Origin of the sequence: Streptomyces rubradiris (genome assembly GCF_016860525.1) — a bacterium.
Taxonomy (GTDB): Bacteria; Actinomycetota; Actinomycetes; order Streptomycetales; family Streptomycetaceae; genus Streptomyces; species Streptomyces rubradiris.
In genome coordinates this window covers 3,631,137-3,654,137 of sequence record NZ_BNEA01000015.1, presented here as the reverse complement: position 1 = coordinate 3,654,137, position 23,001 = coordinate 3,631,137, and the positions used below count along the sequence as shown (strand labels likewise).

Genomic DNA, 23,001 nt, shown 5'->3' with positions numbered 1-23,001 from the left:
ACTGGGCCCATGACTCCTACGACGGAGACCACGGTCGGCATCGGCGGTGCGGCGGAGAGCACCGACATGGTGCTCAACATCGGGCCCCAGCACCCGTCCACGCACGGCGTGCTGCGGCTCAGGCTCGTGCTGGACGGGGAGCGCATCGTGCGCGCGGAGCCGGTGATCGGCTACATGCACCGGGGCGCCGAGAAGCTCTTCGAGGCGCGCGACTACCGGCAGATCATCGTGCTCGCCAACCGCCACGACTGGCTGTCGGCGTTCTCCAACGAGCTGGGCGTGGTCCTCGCCGTGGAGCGGATGCTCGGCATGGAGGTCCCCGGACGGGCGGTGTGGACGCGCACCCTGCTCGCCGAGCTGAACCGGGTGCTGAACCACCTGATGTTCCTCGGCTCCTACCCGCTGGAGCTGGGCGGGATCACGCCGGTGTTCTACGCGTTCCGGGAGCGCGAAGTGCTCCAGAACGTGATGGAGGAGGTCTCCGGCGGCCGCATGCACTACATGTTCAACCGTGTCGGCGGCCTCAAGGAGGACCTGCCGGCGGGCTGGACGGCCCGCGCGCGTGCGGCCGTCGCCGCGGTGCGCTCGCGCATGGACGTCTTCGACGACCTGGTGCTCGGCAACGAGATCTTCCGGGGGCGCACGCGCGGGGTGGGGGCGCTCGCGCCCGAGGCGGTGCACGCCTACGGCGTGAGCGGACCCATCGCGCGCGCCTCGGGCGTCGATTTCGACCTGCGCCGCGACGAGCCGTACCTGGCCTACGGCGATCTCCAGGACGTGCTGAAGGTGGTGACCCGTACCGAGGGCGACTGCCTCGCCCGCTTCGAGGTGCTGCTGGGGCAGACCCACAACGCCCTGGACCTCGCCGACGCCTGCCTGGACCGGCTCGCCGAACTGCCCCCCGGGCCGATCAACCAGCGGCTGCCGAAGGTGCTGAAGGCGCCCGAGGGGCACACGTACGCGTGGACCGAGAACCCGCTCGGCATCAACGGCTACTACCTGGTGAGCAAGGGCGAGAAGACCCCGTACCGGCTGAAGTTGCGCTCGGCCTCGTACAACAACATCCAGGCGCTGACCGAGCTGCTGCCGGGAACGCTGGTGGCGGACATGGTCGCGATCCTGGGCTCGATGTTCTTCGTGGTCGGCGACATCGACAAGTAGGCCCCGCCGGGCCCGCCCGGGGCCTACGCGTCCGCTTCCAGAGGGTCCGGGATGCCGGCCGGCTGGAGCAGCCAGCCGAAGTCGCCGAGGCCGCCCGCCGCCGTGAGTTCGGCGGCCTCCCCGGCGCTCGCGAGGGCGCGTACGTAGCCGGCGGGGTCCGTGGAGGCCAGCGTGAGCGGGGGGCGCGCGCCGGTGATGTCCAGGGCGCGCAAGGCGGCGCGCTGCGTGAGCAGGCGCGGGCGGGGCAGTACGCGCGCTGTTCCGGGAGTTCCGTGCGCTGTTCCGGGAATTCCGTGCGCCGCCTCGGAGGACGCCGGAGCCGGAGCCGACAGCGGGTGCGGCCTGCCCGCCGGGTAATACGCGCTCGGTGCCGCCGCGCACGCGTCCAGCGCGACGTGCGCCGTGATGTCGCACGAGCCGTCCGGCACGGGTGCCGTCTCGCGTCCCTCCCGGAAGCCGGTGAGCGTCCCGAAGGGCGGGCGGGTGTCCACGGTGTGCGCGTAGTCCACGGCCACCGCGAGCCCCCGCGCCAGCCGCGCCACGGCCGACGCCCAGGCCTCGTCCCGGGGCAGCCCGATCTCCGCCCGCAGCCCCTCCTCGGCCGGCAGCGGCCACCAGCGCGCGAGCCAGTCGGCCGCCGCCCCCGCCACCGGCTCCCCGAGCCGCTCGGAGCCGTCCCGCGCGACGAGCACCAGCCGGGGCACCCCGGCCGCGTCCACCTCCACGACGTCCACGGGGACGTTGTCCAGCCACTCGTTGGCGAACAGCAGCCCGGTGACCCCGTCCGGGAGCTCGCCGCACCAGATGATCCGTTCGTCCAGGCCGGCCGGGCGCTCGGCGATCTCGACGGCGTACGCGCGCGTGCGTGCGCCCACCTCGGCCGGCAGCGCGGCGAGCACCCCGCGGGCCAGTTCCCCCCGCCCGGCGCCCATGTCGACGAAGTCCAGCACGCTGGGCCGGCCGAGCGCCGCGTCGACCCGGCACAGCAGCCGGGCCACGGCCCGCGCGAACAGCGGGGAGGCGTGCACGGAGGTGCGGAAGTGACCGGCCGGCCCCTCCGGGCGCCGGTAGAAGCCACCCGGCCCGTACAGCGCCGCCCCGGCCGCCGCGCGCCAGCCGCGCGGGCCCGGGTCCCCGGGGAACGCCCCCGTCGTCTCATCCGTCACGGAGCCAGACTAGGCGCGCAGGTGATCACGGCATCCACCTTGCGGAGTACGCGCGCGGGTGCGGATCGGCCCTCCGGTTGACCCCTACACGCACCCGGTTTCCCTACGCTGGGTTACGTGCAGCGCCTCTATGACTTCCTCCGTCGCCACCCGACCTGGGTCGACACCTTCTGGGCCGTCGTCCTGTTCGGGATGTCCGGCCTGAGCGAGGTCAGCTGGGACGGATCGCCGCATCACCACGGGTCGCTGCCCGCCGGTCTGGCCGTGTCCGCCGTCCTGTCCGTGGTCGTGGCGCTGCGCCGCCGTTTCCCGGAGCCGATGCTGCTGGTCGCCCTGGTGACCGGGCTGGCCCAGCTCGTCCTGGACGTCGAGACGACCGTCGCCGACTTCGCCATGCTGGTGATCACGTACACGGTCGCGGCGGTCGGCGCGCGCTGGGCCTCCCGGCTCGCGCTCACCGTCAGCCTCTGCGCGGCGACCGCGGCCCAGATCCGCTGGCCGCAGGAGCAGGCCAGTTTCGGCGGGCAGATCGCCATCGCGGTGTTCCAGACGGTGCCCTTCGCCCTCGCCTGGGTGCTCGGTGACTCCATGCGCACCCGGCGCGCCTACTTCGCCCAGCTGGAGGAGCGCGCGGCCCGCCTGGAGAAGGAGCGCGAGGCGCAGGCGAAGGTCGCGGTCGCCGCCGAGCGCGCCCGCATCGCTCGCGAGCTGCACGACGTGGTCGCGCACAACGTGTCGGTGATGGTGGTGCAGGCCGACGGCGCCAACTACGTCATGGACACCGCGCCCGACCAGGCGAAGAAGGCCCTGGAGACGATCTCCTCCACCGGCCGCCAGGCCCTGGCCGAGATGCGCCGCCTGCTGGGCGTGCTGCGCACCGGCGAGCACCAGGAGACCGGGGAGTACGTCCCGCAGCCCGACGTCGGGCAGATCGACGACCTGATCGAGCAGTGCCGCAGCTCCGGGCTGCCGGTCGACTTCAAGGTGGAGGGCACCCCGCGCCCGTTGCCCAGCGGGGTGGAGCTGACGGCGTACCGGATCGTGCAGGAGGCGCTCACCAACACCCGCAAGCACGGCGGGCCGGGCGCGGGCGCGAGCGTACGGCTGGTCTACTTCGACGACGGCCTGGGCCTGCTGGTCGAGGACGACGGCAAGGGCGCCCCGCACGAGCTGTACGAGGAGGGTGGCGCCGATGGCCGGGGGCACGGCCTGATCGGCATGCGCGAGCGCGTCGGCATGGTCGGCGGCACGCTGGACGCGGGACCGCGCCCCGGCGGAGGATTCCGCATCAGCGCCCTGCTGCCGCTCAAGCCGGCGCACTGATCTCGGCGCACGCCCCCGCGCGCCCCACCGCACCATCAAGACGGCAACCGAAAAGACACGGAAGAGGACCCATGACGATCCGCGTGATGCTCGTCGACGACCAGGTGCTGTTGCGCACCGGGTTCCGGATGGTGCTCGCCGCCCAGCCGGACATGGAGGTCGTCGCGGAGGCGGGCGACGGCGTGGAGGCCCTCCAGGTGCTGCGGTCCACCGCCGTCGACGTCATCCTGATGGACGTCCGGATGCCGAAGCTGGACGGCGTGGAGGCCACCCGGCGGATCTGCTCCGAGCCCGACCCGCCGAAGGTGCTCATCCTGACCACGTTCGACCTGGACGAGTACGCCTTCTCCGGGCTGAAGGCGGGCGCCTCCGGCTTCATGCTCAAGGACGTGCCGCCCGGCGACCTGCTGGCCGCGATCCGCGCCGTGCACAGCGGTGACGCGGTCGTCGCGCCCTCCACCACCCGGCGGCTGCTGGACCGCTTCGCGCCGATGCTGCCCTCCACCGGCAAGGAGCCCCGGCACAAGGAGCTGGAACGGCTCACGGAGCGCGAGCGCGAGGTCATGGTGCTGGTCGCGCAGGGCCTGTCCAACGGCGAGATCGCGGCCCGGCTGGTGCTGAGCGAGGCGACGGTGAAGACCCACGTGGGCCGCATCCTGACCAAGCTCGGCCTCCGGGACCGGGTGCAGGTGGTGGTCCTGGCGTACGAGACGGGACTCGTGCGCGCGGGCGGCCACGGCTGACGGAAACGGCCGGCTCCGGGCGGTGGCCCGGCGCGGGGCGCCCTGGCGGGTTGCGGCCGGTGGTTCGGGCGATGTTCTCGGCGGGTTGTGGCTGCTGGTTCGGGGGGTGTTCGCGGCGGGTTGCGGCCGGTGGTTCGGCGCGGGATGTTTTCGGCCGGTCCCGGGCCGGTGGGTCAGCGCAGGACGCCCTCGATGAAGTCGCTGCCCAGCCGGGCCACCGCGGTCAGGTCCAGCTGGTGCTGGACGTACCGGCCGCGCCGGCAGTCGGTGATCAGGCCCGCCTTCTTCAGCACCGACAGGTGCCGGGATATCTCGGGCGCGGTCATGCCGTGCGCCTCGGCCAGCTCGCTGGTGGTGTGCGGGGAGCGCGCCAGGTGCCGGCACAGCCGCATCCGCACCGGGTGCGCCAGCGCTTCCAGCCGGCGCGTGAGCTGCTCCACGGACGGGGCCTGCGGCCGGGGACCGCTCGCCGGATAGGTGATCGTCGGCTGCCAGCCGTACCGGTGCAGGACCATCACGTGCGGCCAGCCGAGGCTGGTCGGCACCAGCACCAGGCCGCCGTCGCCGGTGGCGGTCCGGCCCACCAGGAGCTTGTCGACCGTGATCACCCGGCCCTCCTCGTCCAGCGACACCGCCCCGGACAGGGAGCCGAGGGCTTCCCCGAGCCCCTTGCGGCGCAGCAGCTCGGTCTTGTGCCGGGCGTCCGCGGCCAGCTGGGGCTGGATACGGGCCCAGGTGTCGGCGAAGAAAGCGTCGTCGCAATCGAGCATCAGCTGCCGGAACCAGGCGCGCACGGCCGGCGGGTCCGACAGCAGACGGCGGGTGAACCGCTCCTGCACGGACCCGCGCGCGGCGGCCAGCTCCAGGGAGCGCCGGCGCAGCTCCGGATCGTCCAGCGGACCGGCCTCCTGGACGTCGTAGCGCAATTGGCAGGTGAACTCCAGGGCCGCGTGGACGAACTGCTCGTCCGTCAGCTTGTCCAGCAGGTCCAGCTCTTCGGCGAGCGTGGCCCCGGGCATCGCGCGCCCGCCCGGGATGCCGGCGAACGGCGCGAAGACGTCCGAGAACGTCGAACGCCACAGGAAGTCCGCCTCGCACAGCCGGTCGGCCAGGCAGGGCTCCAGCCGGGAGGAGACCGCGGTCGCCCAGCCCCGCAGGTCGGGATGGTGGCCGGGCTCGCTCAGCGCGTGCAGCGCCATCCCCAGCTCCGCCAGCGGAGACGGCACGACGGCGACCCGCTCCAAGGGCAGTCCGGTGATGTCGATGGTCACGCTCATGCCCCCATCGTGCACCCGCCCACTGACAACGCCTCCGTCGATTGACGGCTGCTGTCAATCGACGGGACAACCGCACGGGACGGACAGCAGGCTGAGGGCACCGGGGCAGCCGCGGAGCCCGATCAGTCACCCGGTCAGCCACGTCCCGAGAAGGCGGTCCGCCATGAGCATCACCCAGCAGTACCTCCTCGACAGCTACCGCGCCCACCGGCACGGCGAGCCCGAACCGCCCGTGCCGGGCCGGCACGACCTGGCCGCGCTGCGTGAGGTGCGGGAGTACCGGCGCTTCAGCGCCGTCGTCGCCGAGCGCCCGGCCCGCGGCCGGCTGCGGTACGCCCTGCGCCGGTGGCTGAGCCCGAGAGCGCTGTGACGGCCCGCGCGGTCCGCGGTCGCGGCGGCCGGGCCACCGGAGAACGTGTCACCGACGGTCGTGTCACCGACGGCCCCGCCACCGGAGAACGTGTCACCGACGGCCCCGCCACCGCCCGCCGCCGCGCTGCCGTGGTGTGCCACGGTTCCGGCCCGCGGGCGCGGCAGCGCACCCGCCCCCGCCGACGGCCTCTTCCGGGCACCGGGCGCACCGGGCAGGCACGGTCAGCCGCCGGGCAGCCGGCGGGCGAAGTCGGCGACGGCTGCCCGTACGTCGTCCGCCGTCCAGCCCAGGCCCTCCGCGCGCACCGAGACCTCGGTGGACGCCAGCCCCGGCCCGCCCTGGTCCCAGGGGTCGGTGAAGAGGAACGTGCCCGTCGCCTCGGCCTGGGACACGGCGGCCTCCATCAGCACGTCGGCGTCGTACGGCAGCCAGACCCGGAACTCGTGGGTGTGCGGCTCCTCGGGGTGCACACGGGCCCACGGCACCCCGGCCGCCACGAAGCCCTCGCGCAGGGCGGCGGCGACCACGCGCGCGTGTCGCACGTAGTCCGGCAGCCGGGGCAGCTCGCGCTCCAGCCCGACGAGCGCGGACAGCACGGTGGGGAACTGCTGGAAGACCGCGCCGCCGTACCGGTGCCGCCAGGTCTTGGCCTCCTCCACCAGCGTTCCCGGGCCGGCCAGCGCGGCCCCGCCGAAGCCGTCGAGTGACTTGTAGAACGACACGTAGACGCTGTCGGCCAGGCCCGCGATCTCCGCCAGGGACCGGCCGAAGTGGGGCGTGCACTCCCACAGGCGCGCGCCGTCGAAGTGCACCACCGCGTCGCGCTCCCGCGCGGCCTCGACGACCTCGGTCAGCTCCTCCCAGGTGGGCAGCACGAAACCGGCGTCCCTCAGGGGCAGTTCCAGCATCAGCGTCCCGAAGGGCTCGGGGAAGTCGCGTATCTCGGCCGCCGTGGGCAGCCGGGGCGCCCCGGTCACGCGCACCGGCCGCAACCCGCTGACCTGGCTGAACGCATGCCGTTCGTGCACCTCGGGGTGGGCCAGGGCGTGCAGGGCCACCGTGGGGTCGCCGGTGCGGCCCGCCCAGCAGCGCAGGCCCACCTGCTGGGCCATCGTGCCGGTCGGGAAGAACGCGGCGGCCTCCGTGCCGAGCAGGTCCGCGACCCGCTGCTCCAGGTCCTCCACGATCCCGTCGCCGTACATGTCCACGTACCGGTCCAGGTCGTACACCTCGGACGCCGCGTCCAGGTCCGCCAGCCGCTCGCGGACCGTGCGCCGGAAGCCCGGCCGCCACAGCACCCGTTCCGCCGCCGCGAAGGCGGCCCGGCGCCGCTCCCGCATCCGCTCCGCCGCCGTGGGCTCCGCGCCCGCCGACCGGTCGTCGTCCTCGTGTCCGTCCGGTACCACCGTGTCAGTCATGGGCGGATCATGCCGTCCCACGCGCGCGCGGGCAGTCGGATTTCCGTGCCGGAGGGTGTGGACAAAACCACAGCCTGTGGACAACCGGCCGCCGCCCCACCCGATAGCGTTAACATGACGAGAAATCGTCCGGTACCCAGAGCGGACTGGAACGGGAAGGCCGCCGTCGCGTGAGTACAGTCCACCAGCCAGACCTCAAGGACCGCCCCGCGCGGCTCACCGTCGGTGTCGTCGGCGCCGGCCGCGTGGGCCCCGCGCTGGCCGCGTCCCTCCAGCTCGCCGGGCACCGCCCGGTGGCCGTCTCCGGGGTCTCCGACGCCTCCCGCAGGCGCGCCGAGGCCATGCTCCCGGACGTCCCGCTGGTGCCGCCGGCCGAGGTGCTCCAGCGCGCCGACCTGGTGCTGCTCACCGTCCCCGACGACGCCCTGCCCGGCCTGGTCGCCGGCCTCGCCGAGACCGGCGCGGTGCGGCCGGGACAGCTGCTGGTGCACACCTCCGGCCGGTACGGCGCGAAGGTCCTGGACCCCGCCCTGCGCGCGGGCGCGCTGCCGCTGGCCCTGCACCCGGCGATGACCTTCACCGGCACCCCCGTGGACGTGCAGCGCCTGGCGGGCTGCTCCTTCGGCGTCACCGCGCCCGAGGAGCTGCGGCTGGCCGCCGAGGCCCTGGTGATCGAGATGGGCGGCGAACCGGAGTGGATCAGCGAGGAGAACCGCCCGCTGTACCACGCGGCCCTCGCCCTCGGCTCCAACCACCTGGTGACCCTGGTCGCCCAGGCCATGGACCTGCTGCGCACGGCCGGCGTCGGCGCGCCCGACCGGATGCTCGGCCCCCTGCTCGGCGCCGCCCTGGACAACGCGCTGCGCTCCGGCGACGCCGCCCTGACCGGCCCGGTCGCCCGCGGGGACGCCGGCACGGTCGCCGCGCACATCACCGAGCTGCGCAAGCACGCCCCGCAGACCGTGGCCGGCTATCTGGCGATGGCCCGCGCGACCGCGGACCGCGCGCTGGCGGCCGGCCTGCTGAAGGCGGAACTCGCCGAGGACCTCCTCGGGGTACTCGCCGACGGGGGCCACCCGGACCAGGGAGACGACGGCACGACCGGCACCGAGGGGAACGACCGATGACCACCGCCCTGCTGAGCACCGCCGAAGAGCTGCACGCGCGCGTGCGCCACGGCCGCCGCGCCGTCGTGATGACCATGGGCGCCCTGCACGAGGGCCACGCGACCCTGATCCGCTCCGCGCGCGAGATCGCGGGCCCGGACGGCGAGGTCGTCGTCACCGTCTTCGTCAACCCGCTCCAGTTCGGCGCGGGCGAGGACCTGGACCGCTACCCGCGCACCCTGGACGCCGACCTGGAACTCGCCGGGCGGGCCGGCGCGGACGCCGTGTTCGCGCCCTCCGTGGACGAGGTGTACCCCGGCGGCGAGCCCCAGGTGCGGGTCTGCGCCGGGCCCATGGGGGAGCGCCTGGAGGGTGCCGCGCGGCCCGGCCACTTCGACGGCATGCTCACCGTCGTCGCCAAGCTGCTGCACCTCACCCGCCCCGACGTCGCCCTGTTCGGGCAGAAGGACGCCCAGCAGCTGGCCCTGATCCGGCGCATGGTGCGGGACCTGAACTTCGGCGTCGAGATCGTCGCCGTACCGACCGTGCGCGAGGAGGACGGGCTCGCCCTGTCCAGCCGCAACCGCTACCTGTCGCCGGACGAGCGCCGGACCGCGCTCGCGCTGTCCCGCGCGTTGTTCGCCGGCCGGGACCGGCACGCGGCCCAGGAGGCGCTGCGCGCGCGGGCCCGGGAAGTGCCCTCCACGCACGCGCGTGCCGAGGCGCTGAGCGCCATAGGCGAGTCCCGCGCGGCGGCCGACGCGCACGCCGTGGCCACCGCCGCGCCCGGCGGCCCGGCGGCCGTGCGCGCCGCCGCCCGCCAGGTGCTGGACGAGGCCGCCCGCCTCGACCCGCCGCTGCGGCTGGACTACCTGGCGCTGGTCGACCCCGCCGACTTCACCGAGATCGGCGACGACTTCACCGGCGAGGCCGTCCTCGCCGTCGCCGCCCGGGTCGGCTCGACCCGGCTGATCGACAACATTCCCCTCACCTTCGGAGCCGCCTCGTGACCAGCACAGGCATACGACTGCACGCTCCCGCCCCGGGCTGGGCCATCTCCGCGGACGTCGTCGTCGTCGGCTCCGGAGTGGCCGGCCTGACCGCGGCCCTGCGCTGCCAGGCCGCCGGCCTCACCACCGTCGTGGTCACCAAGGCCCGGCTGGACGACGGCTCCACGCGCTGGGCGCAGGGCGGCATCGCCGCCGCCCTCGGCGAGGGCGACACACCCGAACAGCACCTTCAGGACACCCTCGTGGCCGGCGTGGGCCTGTGCGACGAGGAGGCCGTGCGGATCCTCGTCACCGAGGGCCCCGACGCGGTCCGGCGGCTGATCTCCACCGGCGCCCACTTCGACACCGACGACGAGGGCGACATCCACCTCACCCGCGAGGGCGGCCACCACCGGCGCCGCATCGCGCACGCCGGCGGCGACGCCACCGGCGCGGAGGTCTCCCGCGCCCTCGTGGCGGCGGTCCGCGCGCGCGGGCTGCACACCATCGAGAACGCGCTGGTCCTGGACCTGCTGACGGACGCCGACGGCCGTACGGCCGGTGTCACCCTGCACGTGATGGGCGAGGGCCAGCACGACGGCGTGGGCGCCGTGCACGCCCCCGCGGTGGTCCTCGCGACCGGCGGCATGGGCCAGGTGTACTCCGCGACCACCAACCCGTCGGTGTCGACCGGCGACGGCGTGGCGCTGGCGCTGCGCGCGGGTGCCGAGATCTCCGACCTGGAGTTCGTGCAGTTCCACCCGACCGTGCTGTTCCTCGGCGCGGACGCCGAGGGCCAGCAGCCGCTGGTCTCCGAGGCGGTGCGCGGCGAGGGCGCCCACCTGGTCGACGGCGACGGCGTGCGCTTCATGGTGGGCCGGCACGAACTGGCCGAGCTGGCGCCGCGCGACATCGTCGCCAAGGGCATCCTGCGGCGGATGCTGGAGCGGGACGCCGAGCACATGTACCTGGACGCCCGGCACTTCGGCGCCCGAATGTGGGAGCAGCGCTTCCCGACCATCCTGGCCGCCTGCCGCGCCAACGGCATCGACCCGGTCACCGAGCCCATCCCGATCGCCCCGGCCGCCCACTACGCCTCCGGAGGCGTCCGTACCGACGCCCACGGCCGCACCACCGTGCCCGGCCTGTACGCGTGCGGCGAGGTGGCCTGCACCGGCGTGCACGGCGCCAACCGGCTCGCCTCCAACTCCCTGCTCGAAGGGCTCGTCTACGCGGAGCGGATCGCCGCCGACATCGCCGCCGAGCGGGCGGCGGGCGGCCTGCACGCGCGCGTGCCCGTGCCGGTCCCGCAGCCGGGCCAGCCGGACCACCCGCTGCTCGCCGCCGAGACCCGGTTCGCCATCCAGCGGATCATGACCGAGGGCGCGGGCGTGCTGCGTTCCGAGGAGTCCCTCGCCCGGGCCGCCGGAGAGCTCCAGCGGCTGCACACCGAGGCCCGCCAGGCGCTGGAGGAGAACGGCAAGACCGCCGAGCCCGGCGTGGACACCTGGGAGGCCACCAACCTCCTGTGTGTGGCCCGGGCCCTGGTCGCCGCCGCCCGGCTGCGCGAGGAGACCCGCGGCTGCCACTGGCGCGAGGACCGCGCCGACCGCGACGACACCCACTGGCGGCGCCACATCGTCGTACGGCTCAACCCCGACCGGTCGCTGGCCGTACGCACCACCGACACCGCAGACTTCCCCCCTACCCGGCAGACCCAGCGCCCCCAGGAGCAGTGACAGACGTGAGCACCGACGACCTTCCTCTCGCCCCCACCGGAGGCTGCGGCGACGGCTGCGGCTGCGGCGCCGAGGGCGACGAGGAGTACCTGGAGTGCGGGCTTGACCCCGCGCTCGCCGAGCTGCTGACCGCCGCCGGGCTCGACCCCGTCGAGGTCGAGGACATCGCCACCGTCGCCATCCAGGAGGACCTGGCCGGCGGCGTGGACGTGACCACGGTCGCGACCATCCCCGAGGACGCGGTGGCCACCGGCGACTTCACCGCACGCGAGGCGGGCGTCGTGGCCGGCCTGCGGGTCGCCGAGGCCGTGCTCTCCGTGGTCTGCACGGACGAGTTCGAGGTCGAGCGGCACGTGGAGGACGGCGACCGCGTCGAGGCCGGGCAGAAGCTGCTGTCGGTCACCACGCGCACCCGCGACCTGCTCACCGCCGAGCGCAGCGCCCTGAACCTGCTGTGCCGGCTGTCCGGCATCGCGACCGCCACGCGCGCGTGGGCGGACGCGCTGGAGGGCACCAAGGCGCGCGTGCGCGACACCCGCAAGACGACTCCGGGCCTGCGCGCGCTGGAGAAGTTCGCCGTCCGCTGCGGCGGCGGCGTCAACCACCGCATGTCGCTGTCCGACGCGGCTCTGGTGAAGGACAACCACGTGGTCGCCGCCGGCGGCGTCGCACCGGCCTTCAAGGCCGTACGGGAGGCCTTCCCGGACGTGCCGATCGAGGTCGAGGTCGACACCCTGCACCAGCTGCGCGAGGTGGTGGACGCGGGCGCCGACCTGATCCTGCTGGACAACTTCACGCCCGGCGAGTGCGAGGAGGCCGTCGGCATCGTCGGCGGCCGGGCGCTGCTGGAGGCCTCCGGCCGGCTGACGCTCGCCACCGCGCGCGCGTACGCCGACACGGGCGTGGACTTCCTGGCCGTCGGCGCGCTCACCCACTCCTCGCCGATCCTGGACATCGGCCTGGATCTGCGCGAAGCGGAGTAACGCCCATGCTGCTCACCATCGACGTCGGCAACACGCACACCGTCCTCGGCCTGTTCGACGGCGAGGACATCGTCGAGCACTGGCGCATCTCCACGGACGCGCGCCGCACGGCGGACGAGCTCGCGGTGCTGCTCCAGGGCCTGATGGGCATGCACCCGCTGCTCGGCGAGGAACTGGGCGACGGCATCGACGGCATCGCGATCTGCGCGACCGTGCCGTCGGTGCTGCACGAGCTGCGCGAGGTCACCCGGCGGTACTACGGCGACGTACCCGCCGTCCTGGTCGAGCCGGGCGTGAAGACGGGCGTGCCGATCCTCACCGACAACCCCAAGGAGGTCGGCGCCGACCGGATCATCAACGCGGTCGCGGCCGTCGAGCTGTACGGCGGCCCGGCGATCGTCGTCGACTTCGGCACGGCGACCACCTTCGACGCGGTCTCCGCGCGCGGGGAGTACGTCGGCGGGGTGATCGCGCCCGGCATCGAGATCTCCGTGGAGGCGCTGGGCGTCAAGGGCGCGCAGCTGCGGAAGATCGAGGTGGCCCGGCCGCGCAGCGTGATCGGCAAGAACACGGTCGAGGCCATGCAGGCGGGCATCGTGTACGGGTTCGCCGGCCAGGTCGACGGGGTGGTGGACCGGATGGCCCGGGAGCTGGCCGACGACCCGGACGACGTGACGGTGATCGCCACGGGCGGGCTCGCTCCGATGGTGCTGGGGGAGTCCTCGGTGATCGACGAGCACCAGCCGTGGCTGACGCTGATCGGACTGCGCCTGGTCTACGAGCGGAACGTGTCCCGGCTCTGAGGAGGCGCCGGCGAGACCGCCGGCCCGCCCCGGGGCGCCCGGCGGTCTCGCCGGTGGCCCCGGACGGGGGAACCACGGAGCGACACGCAGCGACAAAACACCCCTTTCGGTCACTTTTGTCCGATTAGCGATAGCGTCGCCGCATGCCCACGCCATACGGATCCCGCGGCGGCATGGCGTTCGGCGCGGAGGAGCTGCGTGTGCTCCGCCGCGCCCTCGCCCTCGCCCTCCACCCCGGCCACGCCTCCGCCGAGGACGTGCAGGACTGCCTCCGGCTCGCCGAATCGCTGGACGAGGCGCTGAGCGAGGGCGCCAGACTGCGCGCCTTCCTGGTGGCCGACCTGGGCCGGTACCGGGCCGCTCTGCCGGGTACGGCCGCCGGTTATCTCGCCCTTCTGGAGGAGGCCCTCGGGGCCGGGCACCGCCCGACGCCGGACGATCTCGCCGCGCTGCGGGCGCTGCGCGGGAACCGGGTGGCGGCGGTGCTGCTGGACCGCTGCCAGGCGCTGGCCGAACAGGACGTACGGGCGCGGTTCGCCCAGGGCGCGCGCAGGGTGCCGGCGCCCGCCGTGCCGCCCGCGCGGACACGCCTGCTGGCCCTCGCGGGCGGCGCGGGGGAGCCCGGGGCGCGTCGGGACGACGGGGCGGCCGAGGAGCCGCCGACGCCTCCGGCGGAGCGGCCGGGTGCGGAACCGGGGAAGGGGAAGCCGGGGGAGCCGAAGCGGCCCATTCCCACGCCGGGGGAGGTCTTCCCGCGGCGCAAGCCGATGCCGCCGGCCGCTCCGCAGCAGCTGGCCGCGGTCTGACCCGGCTTCCGGCCGGGCACGTTGTTCCCACCGGCACCACCCGTGCGGCTTTCGCGGCCGGGTGCGGGCGGCTCCGCCGGGAGTTGGGCGCCGTCGGTCGGTGCGGGTCGGTGGGTGGTGGGCTTTCCCGCCCGCGCCGCGCCTGTGCGGGTTGGTGTGGTGGGGGCGTCGGGGGCTGGTCGCCGCCGGCGGGTGCGGGGTGGTGGGTTTCGCTGTCCGCGCTGTCCGCGCTGTCCGCGTCGTCCGCGTCGGCCCCGTGTCGGTTCGTGACCGGCTCCGGGTGGCCTTGCCGGGGGGGGCTTGTCGCCGTTGGCGGCCGTGGCCTTTGGTGAGGGATTGGCGGAGTGCTGGTACGCCGGCTGGCCGGGACACGTGGTGCGGGGTTCGTGTACCCCGCCCCTTTCGCCCGTTCCGCCGTGGCTACTCTGGAGGGCATGGACTACGTCTCCGCGCTTGTGCCGCCGGTCGTCATGGCCGCGTTCTTCATCGGTGTGGTCAGGGTGATCGTGAAGACCCAGGGTGGGGCCGCCAAGACCAAGGAGGACGCGGCCGTCGACGCCGCGCTCGCCCGCACGGACGGTGCGCCCGAGAGCCCCGCCGGCGCCTGAGCAGCCCCCGGCCGGACGGACAGAGCCCCGGCCGAGCACCCGCCCCGGTGATGCGGGCCCGCGACGCGGAGGGCCCGGCCGTGGTTCCCGCCCGCGCTCAGCCGCCGGTGTCCCCTCGGCGGTGATCCCGGCGTGCCCACCGCCACCAGGCCCGCTCTTTCCGGCCATGCGCCCTTTTTGTTCTGGTTTGTAGTCTTAGCGCACGTCCGGCACGCCATCGGGCGGATCTCCCACTATTGTTCTGAGCTGTGCCTCGCCCATTGGGAGAACTCGAAGACGCGGTCATGACGCGGGTGTGGAAGTGGAACCGCCCGGTGACCGTTCGAGAAGTCCTGGAAGACCTCCAGCAGGAACGGTCGATCGCGTACACCACCGTGATGACCGTTTTGGACAATCTCCATCAGAAGGGCTGGGTGCGTCGTGAGGCGGAAGGCCGGGCCTATCGATATGAGGCCGTGTCGACACGCGCCGCGTACGCCGCGGCCCTGATGAACGACGCCTGGTCCCAGAGTGACAACCCGGCCGCCGCTCTCGTCGCCTTCTTCGGCATGATGAGCGAGGAACAGCGTCAGGCCCTCAGAGACGCCGTACGCATCGTCCAGGGCCCGGAAGAAACCCGGGAAGCGCCCGAAGCCCGGCAACCCCGAGCCGCCGAAGCCCCGCAAGAGGAGAACCCCGGCTCGGCGGAGGACGCCGACGGGCGATAGCGTCCGCTCATGTCAGCAGAGCGTCCCGAAGTCTCCGCAAAAGCCATCACCGTCCGGCGGGCCCGGACCAGCGATGTCCCGGCCGTGCGCCGCCTCCTCGACGCCTACGTCCGCGACCGCATCCTGCTCGACAAAGCGACCGTCACGCTTTACGAGGACATCCAGGAGTTCTGGGTCGCCGAACGCGATGACAACGCCGAGGTGGTCGGCTGCGGCGCGCTGCACGTCATGTGGGAGGACCTGGCGGAAGTGCGGACTCTGGCGGTGAAGCCCGGCCTCAAGGGCGCCGGCGTGGGCCATCAGTTGCTGGAGAAGTTGCTGGAGACCGCACGCTGGCTCGGCGTTCGCCGGGTTTTCTGCCTGACCTTCGAAGTGGACTTCTTCGGGAAGCACGGCTTCGTGGAGATCGGCGAGACGCCGGTCGACACCGATGTCTACGCGGAGCTGTTGCGTTCCTATGACGAGGGCGTCGCGGAGTTCCTCGGTCTCGAACGAGTGAAGCCGAACACCTTGGGCAACAGCCGGATGCTTCTGCATCTGTGATCGCCAATGCCCTGGTGCCCTATGTCCGAAACGCGCATGTTTCCGGGCGGGGCCGGGGTGCCGAGGTGCCGCCGAGGGTTTGTGTTTTTCCGGCAAAAGCGGTTTGCTTTCCGACGTACTGCAGTACTGCATATAACAGGGGCGGCGAAACGGCGGACGCCGCACACCCCTGGTCCTCAACGTTATCGATGAAAGGAAATGCGGTGGCACAGAAGGTTCAGGTCCTTCTTGTCGACGACCTCGACGGCGGCGAGGCGGACGAGACCGTGACGTTCGCGCTGGACGGCAAGACGTACGAGATCGACCTCACGACCGCCAACGCGGACAAGCTGCGCGGTCTTCTGGAGCCCTATGTGAAGGGCGGACGCCGTACCGGTGGCCGTGCTTCCGGCGGGCGTGGAAAGGCGCGTGCCGCTTCCGGCGGCAACCAGGACACCGCGGCCATCCGCGCCTGGGCGAAGGAGAACGGTTACGAGGTCAACGACCGCGGCCGTGTTCCCGCGTCGATCCGTGAGGCCTACGAGAAGGCCAACGGCTGATCCCGCCGGCCGGCGGGGCGCCCGGCGCACCCGCGCCGCAGCCGGACCCGGTGACAGTGCGCTGCCACCGTGTCCACCAGCCGCACCAGATCGGGGGTGCTCCCCTCGCGCCCCACGGCCGGAGCGGCCGTCGTACCCGGCATGCCCGGCATGGCCGGCAGCGAGGTCTCGACGGCCTCGCGTCCCGGCCCGGGGGGCCGCAGCCACACAGCGGCCCCCTGCGCTGACGCCGGCCGCCCGGACGCGGCCCACGCGGGGCCGGCCGGTGTCGGAGCCTCCAACGCGCCGCCGGGCCCCAGGGCCCGCAGGTCCAGGGAGACCGGGCCCCACTCCAGCCACTCCAGCAGTCCCGGCAGCTCCTCCGCGCTGCCCGGGGCCACCAGCAACTCCATGCGGTCGCCCCGGAGGATCACCGGGGAGCCCGGCGCGAGATGCCGGAGCGCTCGCGCGCCCGCCTCGGCCGGCACCTCCAGCACGTCGAACCGCACCCCCGTGACCAGCCGCAACGGCCGTCCGGGCGCGGTCGGCCAGCCCAGTTCCTCCTCGTACCAGCGCCGGGCCCCGGTGTCCGGACCGACGTCGGTGCCGGGACCGCCGGTCGCCGGTGGGTCCGGGGCGGCGGAGGGGCGGCGGGGGAGGGGGAGCACGGGTGTCGCGGGGACCGGGCCAGCCATGCCAAGTGCAACCGCCGCAGCGGCATTCGGGTTACGCTGGGTGCCCCAACGGCTGCGCTCAGTGCCGGAGGAGGGGGTGCGTGGGGGTCCGGGGAGGCGCAAGGCTGTTCGCCCATAGCGGAGGGAACCGGTGCGCGCGGCATGGAGTGTCAGTCCGTGCGGGTAAGACATCCCTAGTGGGAGGGGGCGACACGCAGGACGGGCCGTCTCACGTTCGCCAACGGCGTACTGGCGAGTGGGGTAACTGCCTGGCCTGCGGGAACATCGTCTCGCACCATCGGGTTGGAGCAGATGTCGGCGCACACGGTCAGGAGGCCATCGACGGTGTCGGCAGTTGGAATGAGCGGTCCCCGCTTGCGGGACTAAGCTGCGGAAGGACAGGGAGGGGAAGTTCCCCCCACTGCCTGACCGCTCTGAGGAGCGATTAACGATGTTCGAGAGGTTCACCGACCGCGCGCGGCGGGTTGTCGTCCTGGCTCAGGAAGAAGCCCGGATGCTCAACCACAACTACATCGGCACCGAGCACATCCTCCTGGGTCTCATCCACGAGGGCGAAGGTGTCGCCGCTAAGGCCCTGGAGAGCCTCGGCATTTCGCTTGAGGCGGTCCGCCAGCAGGTGGAGGAGATCATCGGTCAGGGCCAGCAGGCCCCGTCCGGCCACATTCCCTTCACCCCCCGTGCCAAGAAGGTCCTGGAGCTGTCGCTCCGCGAGGCCCTTCAGCTGGGCCACAACTACATCGGCACGGAGCACATCCTGCTCGGCCTGATCCGCGAGGGCGAGGGCGTCGCCGCCCAGGTCCTGGTCAAGCTGGGCGCAGACCTCAACCGGGTGCGGCAGCAGGTCATCCAGCTGCTCTCCGGTTACCAGGGCAAGGAGACCGCCACCGCGGGCGGCCCGGCCGAGGGCACCCCCTCGACCTCTCTCGTCCTGGACCAGTTCGGCCGGAACCTCACCCAGGCCGCTCGTGAGTCCAAGCTCGACCCGGTCATCGGGCGCGAGAAGGAGATCGAGCGGGTCATGCAGGTGCTGTCCCGCCGTACGAAGAACAACCCCGTCCTGATCGGTGAGCCCGGCGTCGGCAAGACCGCCGTCGTCGAGGGCCTCGCCCAGGCCATCGTCAAGGGCGAGGTGCCCGAGACGCTCAAGGACAAGCACCTCTACACCCTGGACCTCGGCGCCCTGGTCGCCGGCTCCCGCTACCGCGGTGACTTCGAGGAGCGCCTGAAGAAGGTCCTCAAGGAGATCCGCACCCGCGGCGACATCATCCTGTTCATCGACGAGCTGCACACGCTGGTCGGTGCGGGTGCCGCCGAGGGCGCCATCGACGCCGCGAGCATCCTGAAGCCGATGCTGGCCCGCGGCGAACTCCAGACCATCGGTGCGACCACGCTGGACGAGTACCGCAAGCACCTGGAGAAGGACGCCGCCCTGGAGCGCCGCTTCCAGCCCATCCAGGTCGCCGAGCCGTCCCTGCCGCACACGATCGAGATCCTCAAGGGCCTGCGCGACCGGTACGAGGCGCACCACCGTGTCTCGATCACCGACGAGGCCCTGGTCCAGGCGGCCACCCTGGCCGACCGCTACATCTCGGACCGCTTCCTGCCGGACAAGGCGATCGACCTGATCGACGAGGCCGGCTCCCGGATGCGCATCCGCCGGATGACCGCTCCGCCGGACCTGCGCGAGTTCGACGAGAAGATCGCCGCCGTCCGCCGGGACAAGGAGTCCGCGATCGACTCGCAGGACTTCGAGAAGGCCGCCTCCCTGCGCGACAAGGAGAAGCAGCTCCTGGCCGCCAAGGCGAAGCGGGAGAAGGAGTGGAAGGCCGGCGACATGGACGTCGTCGCCGAGGTCGACGGCGAGCTGATCGCCGAGGTCCTCGCGACGGCCACCGGCATCCCGGTCTTCAAGCTGACCGAGGAGGAGTCCAGCCGCCTGCTCCGCATGGAGGAGGAGCTGCACAAGCGGGTCATCGGCCAGAACGACGCCGTCAAGGCGCTGTCGAAGGCGATCCGCCGTACGCGCGCGGGCCTGAAGGACCCGAAGCGTCCGGGTGGTTCGTTCATCTTCGCCGGCCCCTCCGGTGTCGGTAAGACCGAGCTGTCCAAGGCGCTCGCCGAGTTCCTCTTCGGTGACGAGGACGCGCTGATCTCCCTCGACATGTCGGAGTTCAGCGAGAAGCACACGGTCTCCCGCCTCTTCGGTTCGCCCCCCGGCTACGTGGGCTACGAGGAGGGCGGTCAGCTGACGGAGAAGGTCCGCCGCAAGCCGTTCTCGGTCGTCCTGTTCGACGAGGTCGAGAAGGCCCACCCGGACATCTTCAACTCGCTGCTGCAGATCCTGGAGGACGGTCGGCTGACCGACTCCCAGGGCCGGGTCGTGGACTTCAAGAACACGGTCATCATCATGACGACCAACCTCGGCACCCGGGACATCTCCAAGGGCTTCAACCTCGGCTTCGCCGCCGCGGGTGACACGAAGACCAACTACGAGCGCATGAAGAACAAGGTGTCGGACGAGCTGAAGCAGCACTTCCGCCCCGAGTTCCTCAACCGCGTCGACGACGTGGTCGTCTTCCCGCAGCTGACGCAGGAGGACATCCTGCGGATCGTCGACCTGATGGTCGGCAAGGTGGACGAGCGCCTGAAGGACCGGGACATGGGCATCGAGCTGTCCCAGTCCGCCAAGGAGCTGCTGTCCAAGAAGGGTTACGACCCGGTGCTGGGCGCCCGGCCGCTGCGCCGCACGATCCAGCGCGAGATCGAGGACACGCTCTCGGAGAAGATCCTCTTCGGCGAGCTGCGTCCCGGTCACATCGTGGTCGTGGACACCGAGGGCGAGGGCGACGCCGCCACCTTCACCTTCCGCGGTGAGGAGAAGTCGGCCCTGCCGGACGCCCCGCCGATCGAGCAGGCCGCGGGTGGGGCTGGTCCCAACCTGAGCAAGGACGCGTAAGCCTCCGGCGGTTCAGCCGGGTGAAGGGGCCGGTGCCTTCGGGCGCCGGCCCCTTCAGTCTTGTTCGAGGGTGACTTCGGCGTGGGGGAAGAGGGGCTCGAAGTGGGACACCGGGACGGAATCGCCGAGGCGTGCGGTCAGGACCACCGTGTGCAGGCCGGGCAGCCGGGCTGCCAGAGCGGACAGGTCCTCGGCGCTGATCGTTGAGGAGGCGCGCAACCGCTGGACAACCGGGAGTTGCGGCATGGCGTCCAGTGAGCCCGGGAAGCCCCAGGGGAAGCTCCCGGTGAGGTGGAGTTCGGTCAGACTGGGTAGTTCGGCGACCCGCCTCCAGTCGGCGGCCGTCAGTTCCGTGGTCAGCGGTCCGAGACTCAGCGTGTGCAGTCCCGGCCAGTGCTCCAGCCCGCGCAGCCCTGTGCTGTCGGTGCTGTGCTCGCCGAGGTGCAGGAACCCCAGCGGCGCGTCAAGCGGCAGGGTGTCGCGGAGGTCGGTGCCCGGCAATCGCTGGCGCACGTCGAGCCTGGTGAGCGACCTCAAGGCACGCAGCCCGGTCGGATCGGCGATGCCGGAGCAGCCGAACTGCGTGAGCGGCAGCTCGGCGAGGCGTTCCACACCGCCTGCCGCAGGGCAGTCGTGCACTATCAGCCTGAGTAGTGAGCGAATCGGCGACAGGACGCCCAGATCCGTGAGATAAGGGTTGTCCGCCAGGATGAGTAGCTCGGGTGCCGGTGCTGCGGCGAGGATGTCTTCGACCTGGTGTCCACCTTGGAAATGCAGGGAGCGCCACGGGCGCATCCGGGACAGAGTCGCGCGCTGTACCGCTGACTCGCAGGTCAGCACGAGGCGTGTACGGTCCAGATGGTCCAGGACCTCCGCCGCGTAAACACCGGCGTCGAAACGCCACCACGTCCCCACCAGTTGCCGCCGTACGTTCAGGTCCGGATGCTTCCGGAACCGTCGCAGTACCGCCAGCGCCCCCTCCGGCTCCTCCTCGCCGAGCAGGGACGCGGTGACCGTGACCCCGTGTGCCTCCTCGGCCGTCAGGCCCTCCGGGCCCGGCAGCAGTTCCAGCACCAGGGGGCCCGCCTTCGCCAGGGCCTTCGCGTCCTCTGTCGTGCGGGGTGGGATCAGCGCGCTCGCCCGTTCCTCGATCTCCGCCCGGACGCCCGGGTCCACCGCCGTCGCGTGTTCCAGGCAGGCCAGGGCCAGCAGGGTCAGGCGAGGGGTGTCACGGGCCAGCAACCGCCGGAGGACCGAGGCCCGTTCACGTGGTCTCGCGTGGGCCACCGCCATGCGGATGACGTCCTCCCACTGGGTGTCGTCGGCGTGGCTGACGAGGACATCGAGGTGGCCCTCCTCCACCGCGTAGCGGGCGCCGAGGTAGTCCTGGAAGGTGCGGTGGACGAAGTCGACCACGCCCTCCGCCGGCTGTCGCAGCAGGCCGCTGCGCAGCAGCAGCGCGCGCAGTACCGTCGCCGCGTCCCCGGACGCCGACGCGATCGTGGGGAGGCAGCGTTCCACGATCCCCTCGGCCGTGTCGAGGTCCATCTCCGTGCGGCCGCTCAGCACCAGCGCGTACGCCAGTCGCTGGAGCAGCTCCAGCTGCGCCTCCTCGCCCAGTTCGGTGCCCATGCCCCGCTCCCGGTCCCGGCGGGCGAGGAGCATGGTGAGGGCGGCGTCGTACAACTCCTTGCGGCCGGTGGGGAGGTAGCCCCGGCGCTCGCGGTGCAGGGCGCAGATCAGGCCGCACATCAGGGGGTTGGTGGCCAGCCGGGCCAAGTCGCGCTTGGTGCGCAGGGAGTCCAGGAGCGGCTGCTCGTACTCCGGTGCCCGCGCGGCCTCGTGCCAGCGGTGCACGAACGTCGCCACCTCGGCGCGGCGCATCGGGGCCAGGGTCAGTTCCCGGAAGCCCTCCTCGGCCAGCCAGTCGGGGCGTACGGCGGTCGGGCGGGAGGTCAGGAGGGCGGCGTTGCCGGGGTAGGCCGCGAGCAGGGAGCGCAGCCAGTCACGGGTGCGGTGGCGGTCGGCGGCCGGGATCTCGTCCAGGCCGTCGACCAGGATCAGGCCCCGGCCCGCGGCCAGCACGCGCTCGGCCCAGCCCTGGGGCGGGGTCAGCGGACAGCCCACCGCCGCCAGGAAGCCGTCCGGCGCGGGCAGCGGGCCGGTGCGGATCAGGGTGCGCAGTGGCAGGACGTACGGGATACGGCCGGCCTCGCGGGCCGCGGTGACCGCCAGCCACTGCACCAGCGTCGTCTTGCCGGAGCCGGCGTCCCCGCGCAGCAGTACCCGGGAGCCGCCGGTCAGCGCCTCCTCGGCGGGCAGCCGGGCGGGCGTGGCGGGCGGGTGCCCATGGGGCTCCAGGCCGGACGGCCGCTCGTCGTCGGTGGTCGCCTCCAGGCTCAGATAGGCGACTTCGAGCGGCCAGCGGTCGGGGGAGTCGCGCAGGTCGACGCCGTAGATGGTGATGTGGTCGTGGCGGTCGGCGAGATAGGGGAGGTAGCGGCGTTCGAAGGCCGCGTCGCGGGCGTCGGGGCGCGGGGTGCGGGCGATCAGCTCGTCCACCTTCGCTATGAGCTCCGCCTGCGCCCGGCTCTGCTCGACCAGGGTGCGGGCCACGAAGGTGGACCTGCGGGTGAAGAACTCCAGGATGTGCAGGCAGGCCCACTCGGTGGCGGAGTCCAGGAATGCGTGGGCGTCGGCGGACAGGCCGTCCGGCGGCGGGGCGTGGCGCAGCAGCAGCCGGGCGAGTTCCGCGCTGCCGAGCCGTACGGCCTGCACGTCGTCCGTCTCCAGGTCGCCGAGGGCGAGCAGGCGGCGGGCGAGCGCGTCGGCCACGGCCGCCCGCTCGTCGGCGGGGAACGGGGGCTCGCCCGGCGATTCCACCGCCTGGGTCACGATCCGTTCGGCGAGCCGGTGGACCTCCTTCTCGCCCAGCGTCCGCTTCTCGCCCCGGAACGACACCAGTGCCGACAGCCGTACCGGCCGGTCGACCAGGCCCGCGCCCGGACCGTCCTGGACGAACAGCTTCCGCACCAGCGGGCCGATCAAGCCGGAGACCAGCTTGCCGCCCAGTACGACCGGCTCCAT

20 protein-coding genes are annotated in these 23,001 nt (G+C 72.9%); 15 read left to right on the top strand and 5 right to left on the bottom strand.

From position 1 onward, the window contains the following. Positions 1-9: 9 nt before the first annotated feature. Positions 10-1,161, top strand: coding sequence for an NADH-quinone oxidoreductase subunit D (locus Srubr_RS29385; protein WP_189997842.1), 1,152 nt, complete (start codon positions 10-12; stop codon positions 1,159-1,161). Positions 1,162-1,184: 23 nt separating this feature from the next. Here Srubr_RS29385 and Srubr_RS29380 read toward each other — a convergent pair whose 3' ends face one another. Further along, positions 1,185-2,327, bottom strand: coding sequence for an SAM-dependent methyltransferase (locus Srubr_RS29380; RefSeq protein ID WP_189997841.1), 1,143 nt, complete (start codon positions 2,325-2,327; stop codon positions 1,185-1,187). 117 nt (positions 2,328-2,444) lie between these two features. Between Srubr_RS29380 and Srubr_RS29375 the strand changes: the two genes are divergently transcribed. Next, the gene (locus Srubr_RS29375; protein ID WP_189997840.1) at positions 2,445-3,650 is read left to right on the top strand and encodes a sensor histidine kinase; all 1,206 of its coding nucleotides are present in this window, start codon (positions 2,445-2,447) and stop codon (positions 3,648-3,650) included. A 71-nt stretch (positions 3,651-3,721) separates the two neighbouring features. After that, positions 3,722-4,393, top strand: coding sequence for a response regulator (locus tag Srubr_RS29370; RefSeq protein ID WP_189997839.1), 672 nt, complete (start codon positions 3,722-3,724; stop codon positions 4,391-4,393). A gap of 173 nt (positions 4,394-4,566) precedes the next feature. Here Srubr_RS29370 and Srubr_RS29365 read toward each other — a convergent pair whose 3' ends face one another. Next, complete coding sequence (locus Srubr_RS29365; RefSeq protein WP_189997838.1) at positions 4,567-5,670, bottom strand: DUF5937 family protein; 1,104 nt, start codon at positions 5,668-5,670, stop codon at positions 4,567-4,569. A 163-nt stretch (positions 5,671-5,833) separates the two neighbouring features. Between Srubr_RS29365 and Srubr_RS29360 the strand changes: the two genes are divergently transcribed. Next, positions 5,834-6,040 (top strand): hypothetical protein, encoded by a 207-nt coding sequence (locus Srubr_RS29360; protein ID WP_189997837.1) that lies wholly within the window; start codon positions 5,834-5,836, stop codon positions 6,038-6,040. A gap of 224 nt (positions 6,041-6,264) precedes the next feature. On the opposite strand, the gene Srubr_RS29355 is transcribed toward Srubr_RS29360, so the two are convergent. After that, positions 6,265-7,461, bottom strand: a complete 1,197-nt coding sequence (locus tag Srubr_RS29355; RefSeq protein WP_189997836.1) for a threonine aldolase family protein — start codon at positions 7,459-7,461, stop codon at positions 6,265-6,267. Positions 7,462-7,631: 170 nt separating this feature from the next. Here Srubr_RS29355 and Srubr_RS29350 point away from each other — a divergent pair, with 170 nt between their 5' ends. The 10 genes from Srubr_RS29350 (at position 7,632) to Srubr_RS29305 (ending at position 16,284) form a co-directional block, all read left to right on the top strand. Beyond that, positions 7,632-8,588 carry a Rossmann-like and DUF2520 domain-containing protein gene (locus tag Srubr_RS29350; protein WP_189997835.1) on the top strand — a complete coding sequence of 319 codons (957 nt, stop codon included), beginning with the start codon at positions 7,632-7,634 and terminating at the stop codon, positions 8,586-8,588. Further along, positions 8,585-9,577: a pantoate--beta-alanine ligase gene (panC, locus tag Srubr_RS29345; protein ID WP_189997834.1), complete on the top strand. Its 993-nt coding sequence runs from the start codon at positions 8,585-8,587 to the stop codon at positions 9,575-9,577. The genes Srubr_RS29350 and panC overlap by 4 nt, the downstream gene beginning before the upstream one ends. Next, the gene (locus Srubr_RS29340) at positions 9,574-11,295 is read left to right on the top strand and encodes an L-aspartate oxidase (RefSeq protein ID WP_189997833.1); all 1,722 of its coding nucleotides are present in this window, start codon (positions 9,574-9,576) and stop codon (positions 11,293-11,295) included. Before panC ends, Srubr_RS29340 begins: the two co-directional genes overlap by 4 nt. Before the next feature lie 5 nt (positions 11,296-11,300). Then, the gene (gene nadC, locus Srubr_RS29335; RefSeq protein WP_189997832.1) at positions 11,301-12,278 is read left to right on the top strand and encodes a carboxylating nicotinate-nucleotide diphosphorylase; all 978 of its coding nucleotides are present in this window, start codon (positions 11,301-11,303) and stop codon (positions 12,276-12,278) included. A 5-nt stretch (positions 12,279-12,283) separates the two neighbouring features. Continuing rightward, positions 12,284-13,081, top strand: coding sequence for a type III pantothenate kinase (locus tag Srubr_RS29330; protein ID WP_030606136.1), 798 nt, complete (start codon positions 12,284-12,286; stop codon positions 13,079-13,081). Between the two features lie 173 nt (positions 13,082-13,254). Beyond that, positions 13,255-13,887 (top strand): hypothetical protein, encoded by a 633-nt coding sequence (locus tag Srubr_RS29325; protein WP_189997925.1) that lies wholly within the window; start codon positions 13,255-13,257, stop codon positions 13,885-13,887. A gap of 434 nt (positions 13,888-14,321) precedes the next feature. Beyond that, complete coding sequence (locus Srubr_RS29320; RefSeq protein ID WP_189997831.1) at positions 14,322-14,495, top strand: hypothetical protein; 174 nt, start codon at positions 14,322-14,324, stop codon at positions 14,493-14,495. Between the two features lie 284 nt (positions 14,496-14,779). Beyond that, positions 14,780-15,202, top strand: coding sequence for a BlaI/MecI/CopY family transcriptional regulator (locus Srubr_RS29315; protein ID WP_229926874.1), 423 nt, complete (start codon positions 14,780-14,782; stop codon positions 15,200-15,202). A 9-nt stretch (positions 15,203-15,211) separates the two neighbouring features. Further along, entirely contained in the window at positions 15,212-15,745 is a 534-nt protein-coding gene (locus tag Srubr_RS29310) for an amino-acid N-acetyltransferase (RefSeq protein ID WP_030781644.1), read from the top strand. A 203-nt stretch (positions 15,746-15,948) separates the two neighbouring features. Further along, on the top strand, positions 15,949-16,284 hold the full coding sequence (locus Srubr_RS29305; RefSeq protein WP_030606126.1) for a histone-like nucleoid-structuring protein Lsr2: 336 nt from the start codon (positions 15,949-15,951) through the stop codon (positions 16,282-16,284). On the opposite strand, the gene Srubr_RS29300 is transcribed toward Srubr_RS29305, so the two are convergent. After that, positions 16,263-16,958, bottom strand: coding sequence for an SCO3374 family protein (locus Srubr_RS29300; protein WP_189997829.1), 696 nt, complete (start codon positions 16,956-16,958; stop codon positions 16,263-16,265). The genes Srubr_RS29305 and Srubr_RS29300 overlap by 22 nt on opposite strands. Before the next feature lie 430 nt (positions 16,959-17,388). On the opposite strand from Srubr_RS29300, the gene Srubr_RS29295 reads away from it, so the two are divergent. Continuing rightward, entirely contained in the window at positions 17,389-19,914 is a 2,526-nt protein-coding gene (locus tag Srubr_RS29295) for an ATP-dependent Clp protease ATP-binding subunit (RefSeq protein ID WP_189997828.1), read from the top strand. Between the two features lie 54 nt (positions 19,915-19,968). Here the strand turns inward: Srubr_RS29295 and Srubr_RS29290 are convergent, their stop codons facing one another. Beyond that, entirely contained in the window at positions 19,969-23,001 is a 3,033-nt protein-coding gene (locus Srubr_RS29290) for an NACHT domain-containing protein (protein WP_189997827.1), read from the bottom strand.

Bases quoted from the DNA above. Each gene is read 5' to 3' on its own strand.
- Srubr_RS29315 (WP_229926874.1), top strand. From the start codon at position 14,780: ATGACGCGGGTGTGGAAGTGGAACCGCCCGGTGACCGTTCGAGAAGTC.
- Srubr_RS29290 (WP_189997827.1), bottom strand. From the start codon at position 23,001: ATGGAGCCGGTCGTACTGGGCGGCAAGCTGGTCTCCGGCTTGATCGGC.
- Srubr_RS29295 (WP_189997828.1), top strand. From the start codon at position 17,389: ATGTTCGAGAGGTTCACCGACCGCGCGCGGCGGGTTGTCGTCCTGGCT.
- panC (WP_189997834.1), top strand. From the start codon at position 8,585: ATGACCACCGCCCTGCTGAGCACCGCCGAAGAGCTGCACGCGCGCGTG.
- Srubr_RS29360 (WP_189997837.1), top strand. From the start codon at position 5,834: ATGAGCATCACCCAGCAGTACCTCCTCGACAGCTACCGCGCCCACCGG.
- Srubr_RS29365 (WP_189997838.1), bottom strand. From the start codon at position 5,670: ATGAGCGTGACCATCGACATCACCGGACTGCCCTTGGAGCGGGTCGCC.
- Srubr_RS29320 (WP_189997831.1), top strand. From the start codon at position 14,322: ATGGACTACGTCTCCGCGCTTGTGCCGCCGGTCGTCATGGCCGCGTTC.
- Srubr_RS29355 (WP_189997836.1), bottom strand. From the start codon at position 7,461: ATGACTGACACGGTGGTACCGGACGGACACGAGGACGACGACCGGTCG.
- Srubr_RS29300 (WP_189997829.1), bottom strand. From the start codon at position 16,958: ATGGCTGGCCCGGTCCCCGCGACACCCGTGCTCCCCCTCCCCCGCCGC.
- Srubr_RS29370 (WP_189997839.1), top strand. From the start codon at position 3,722: ATGACGATCCGCGTGATGCTCGTCGACGACCAGGTGCTGTTGCGCACC.
- Srubr_RS29325 (WP_189997925.1), top strand. From the start codon at position 13,255: ATGGCGTTCGGCGCGGAGGAGCTGCGTGTGCTCCGCCGCGCCCTCGCC.
- Srubr_RS29385 (WP_189997842.1), top strand. From the start codon at position 10: ATGACTCCTACGACGGAGACCACGGTCGGCATCGGCGGTGCGGCGGAG.
- Srubr_RS29330 (WP_030606136.1), top strand. From the start codon at position 12,284: ATGCTGCTCACCATCGACGTCGGCAACACGCACACCGTCCTCGGCCTG.
- Srubr_RS29310 (WP_030781644.1), top strand. From the start codon at position 15,212: ATGTCAGCAGAGCGTCCCGAAGTCTCCGCAAAAGCCATCACCGTCCGG.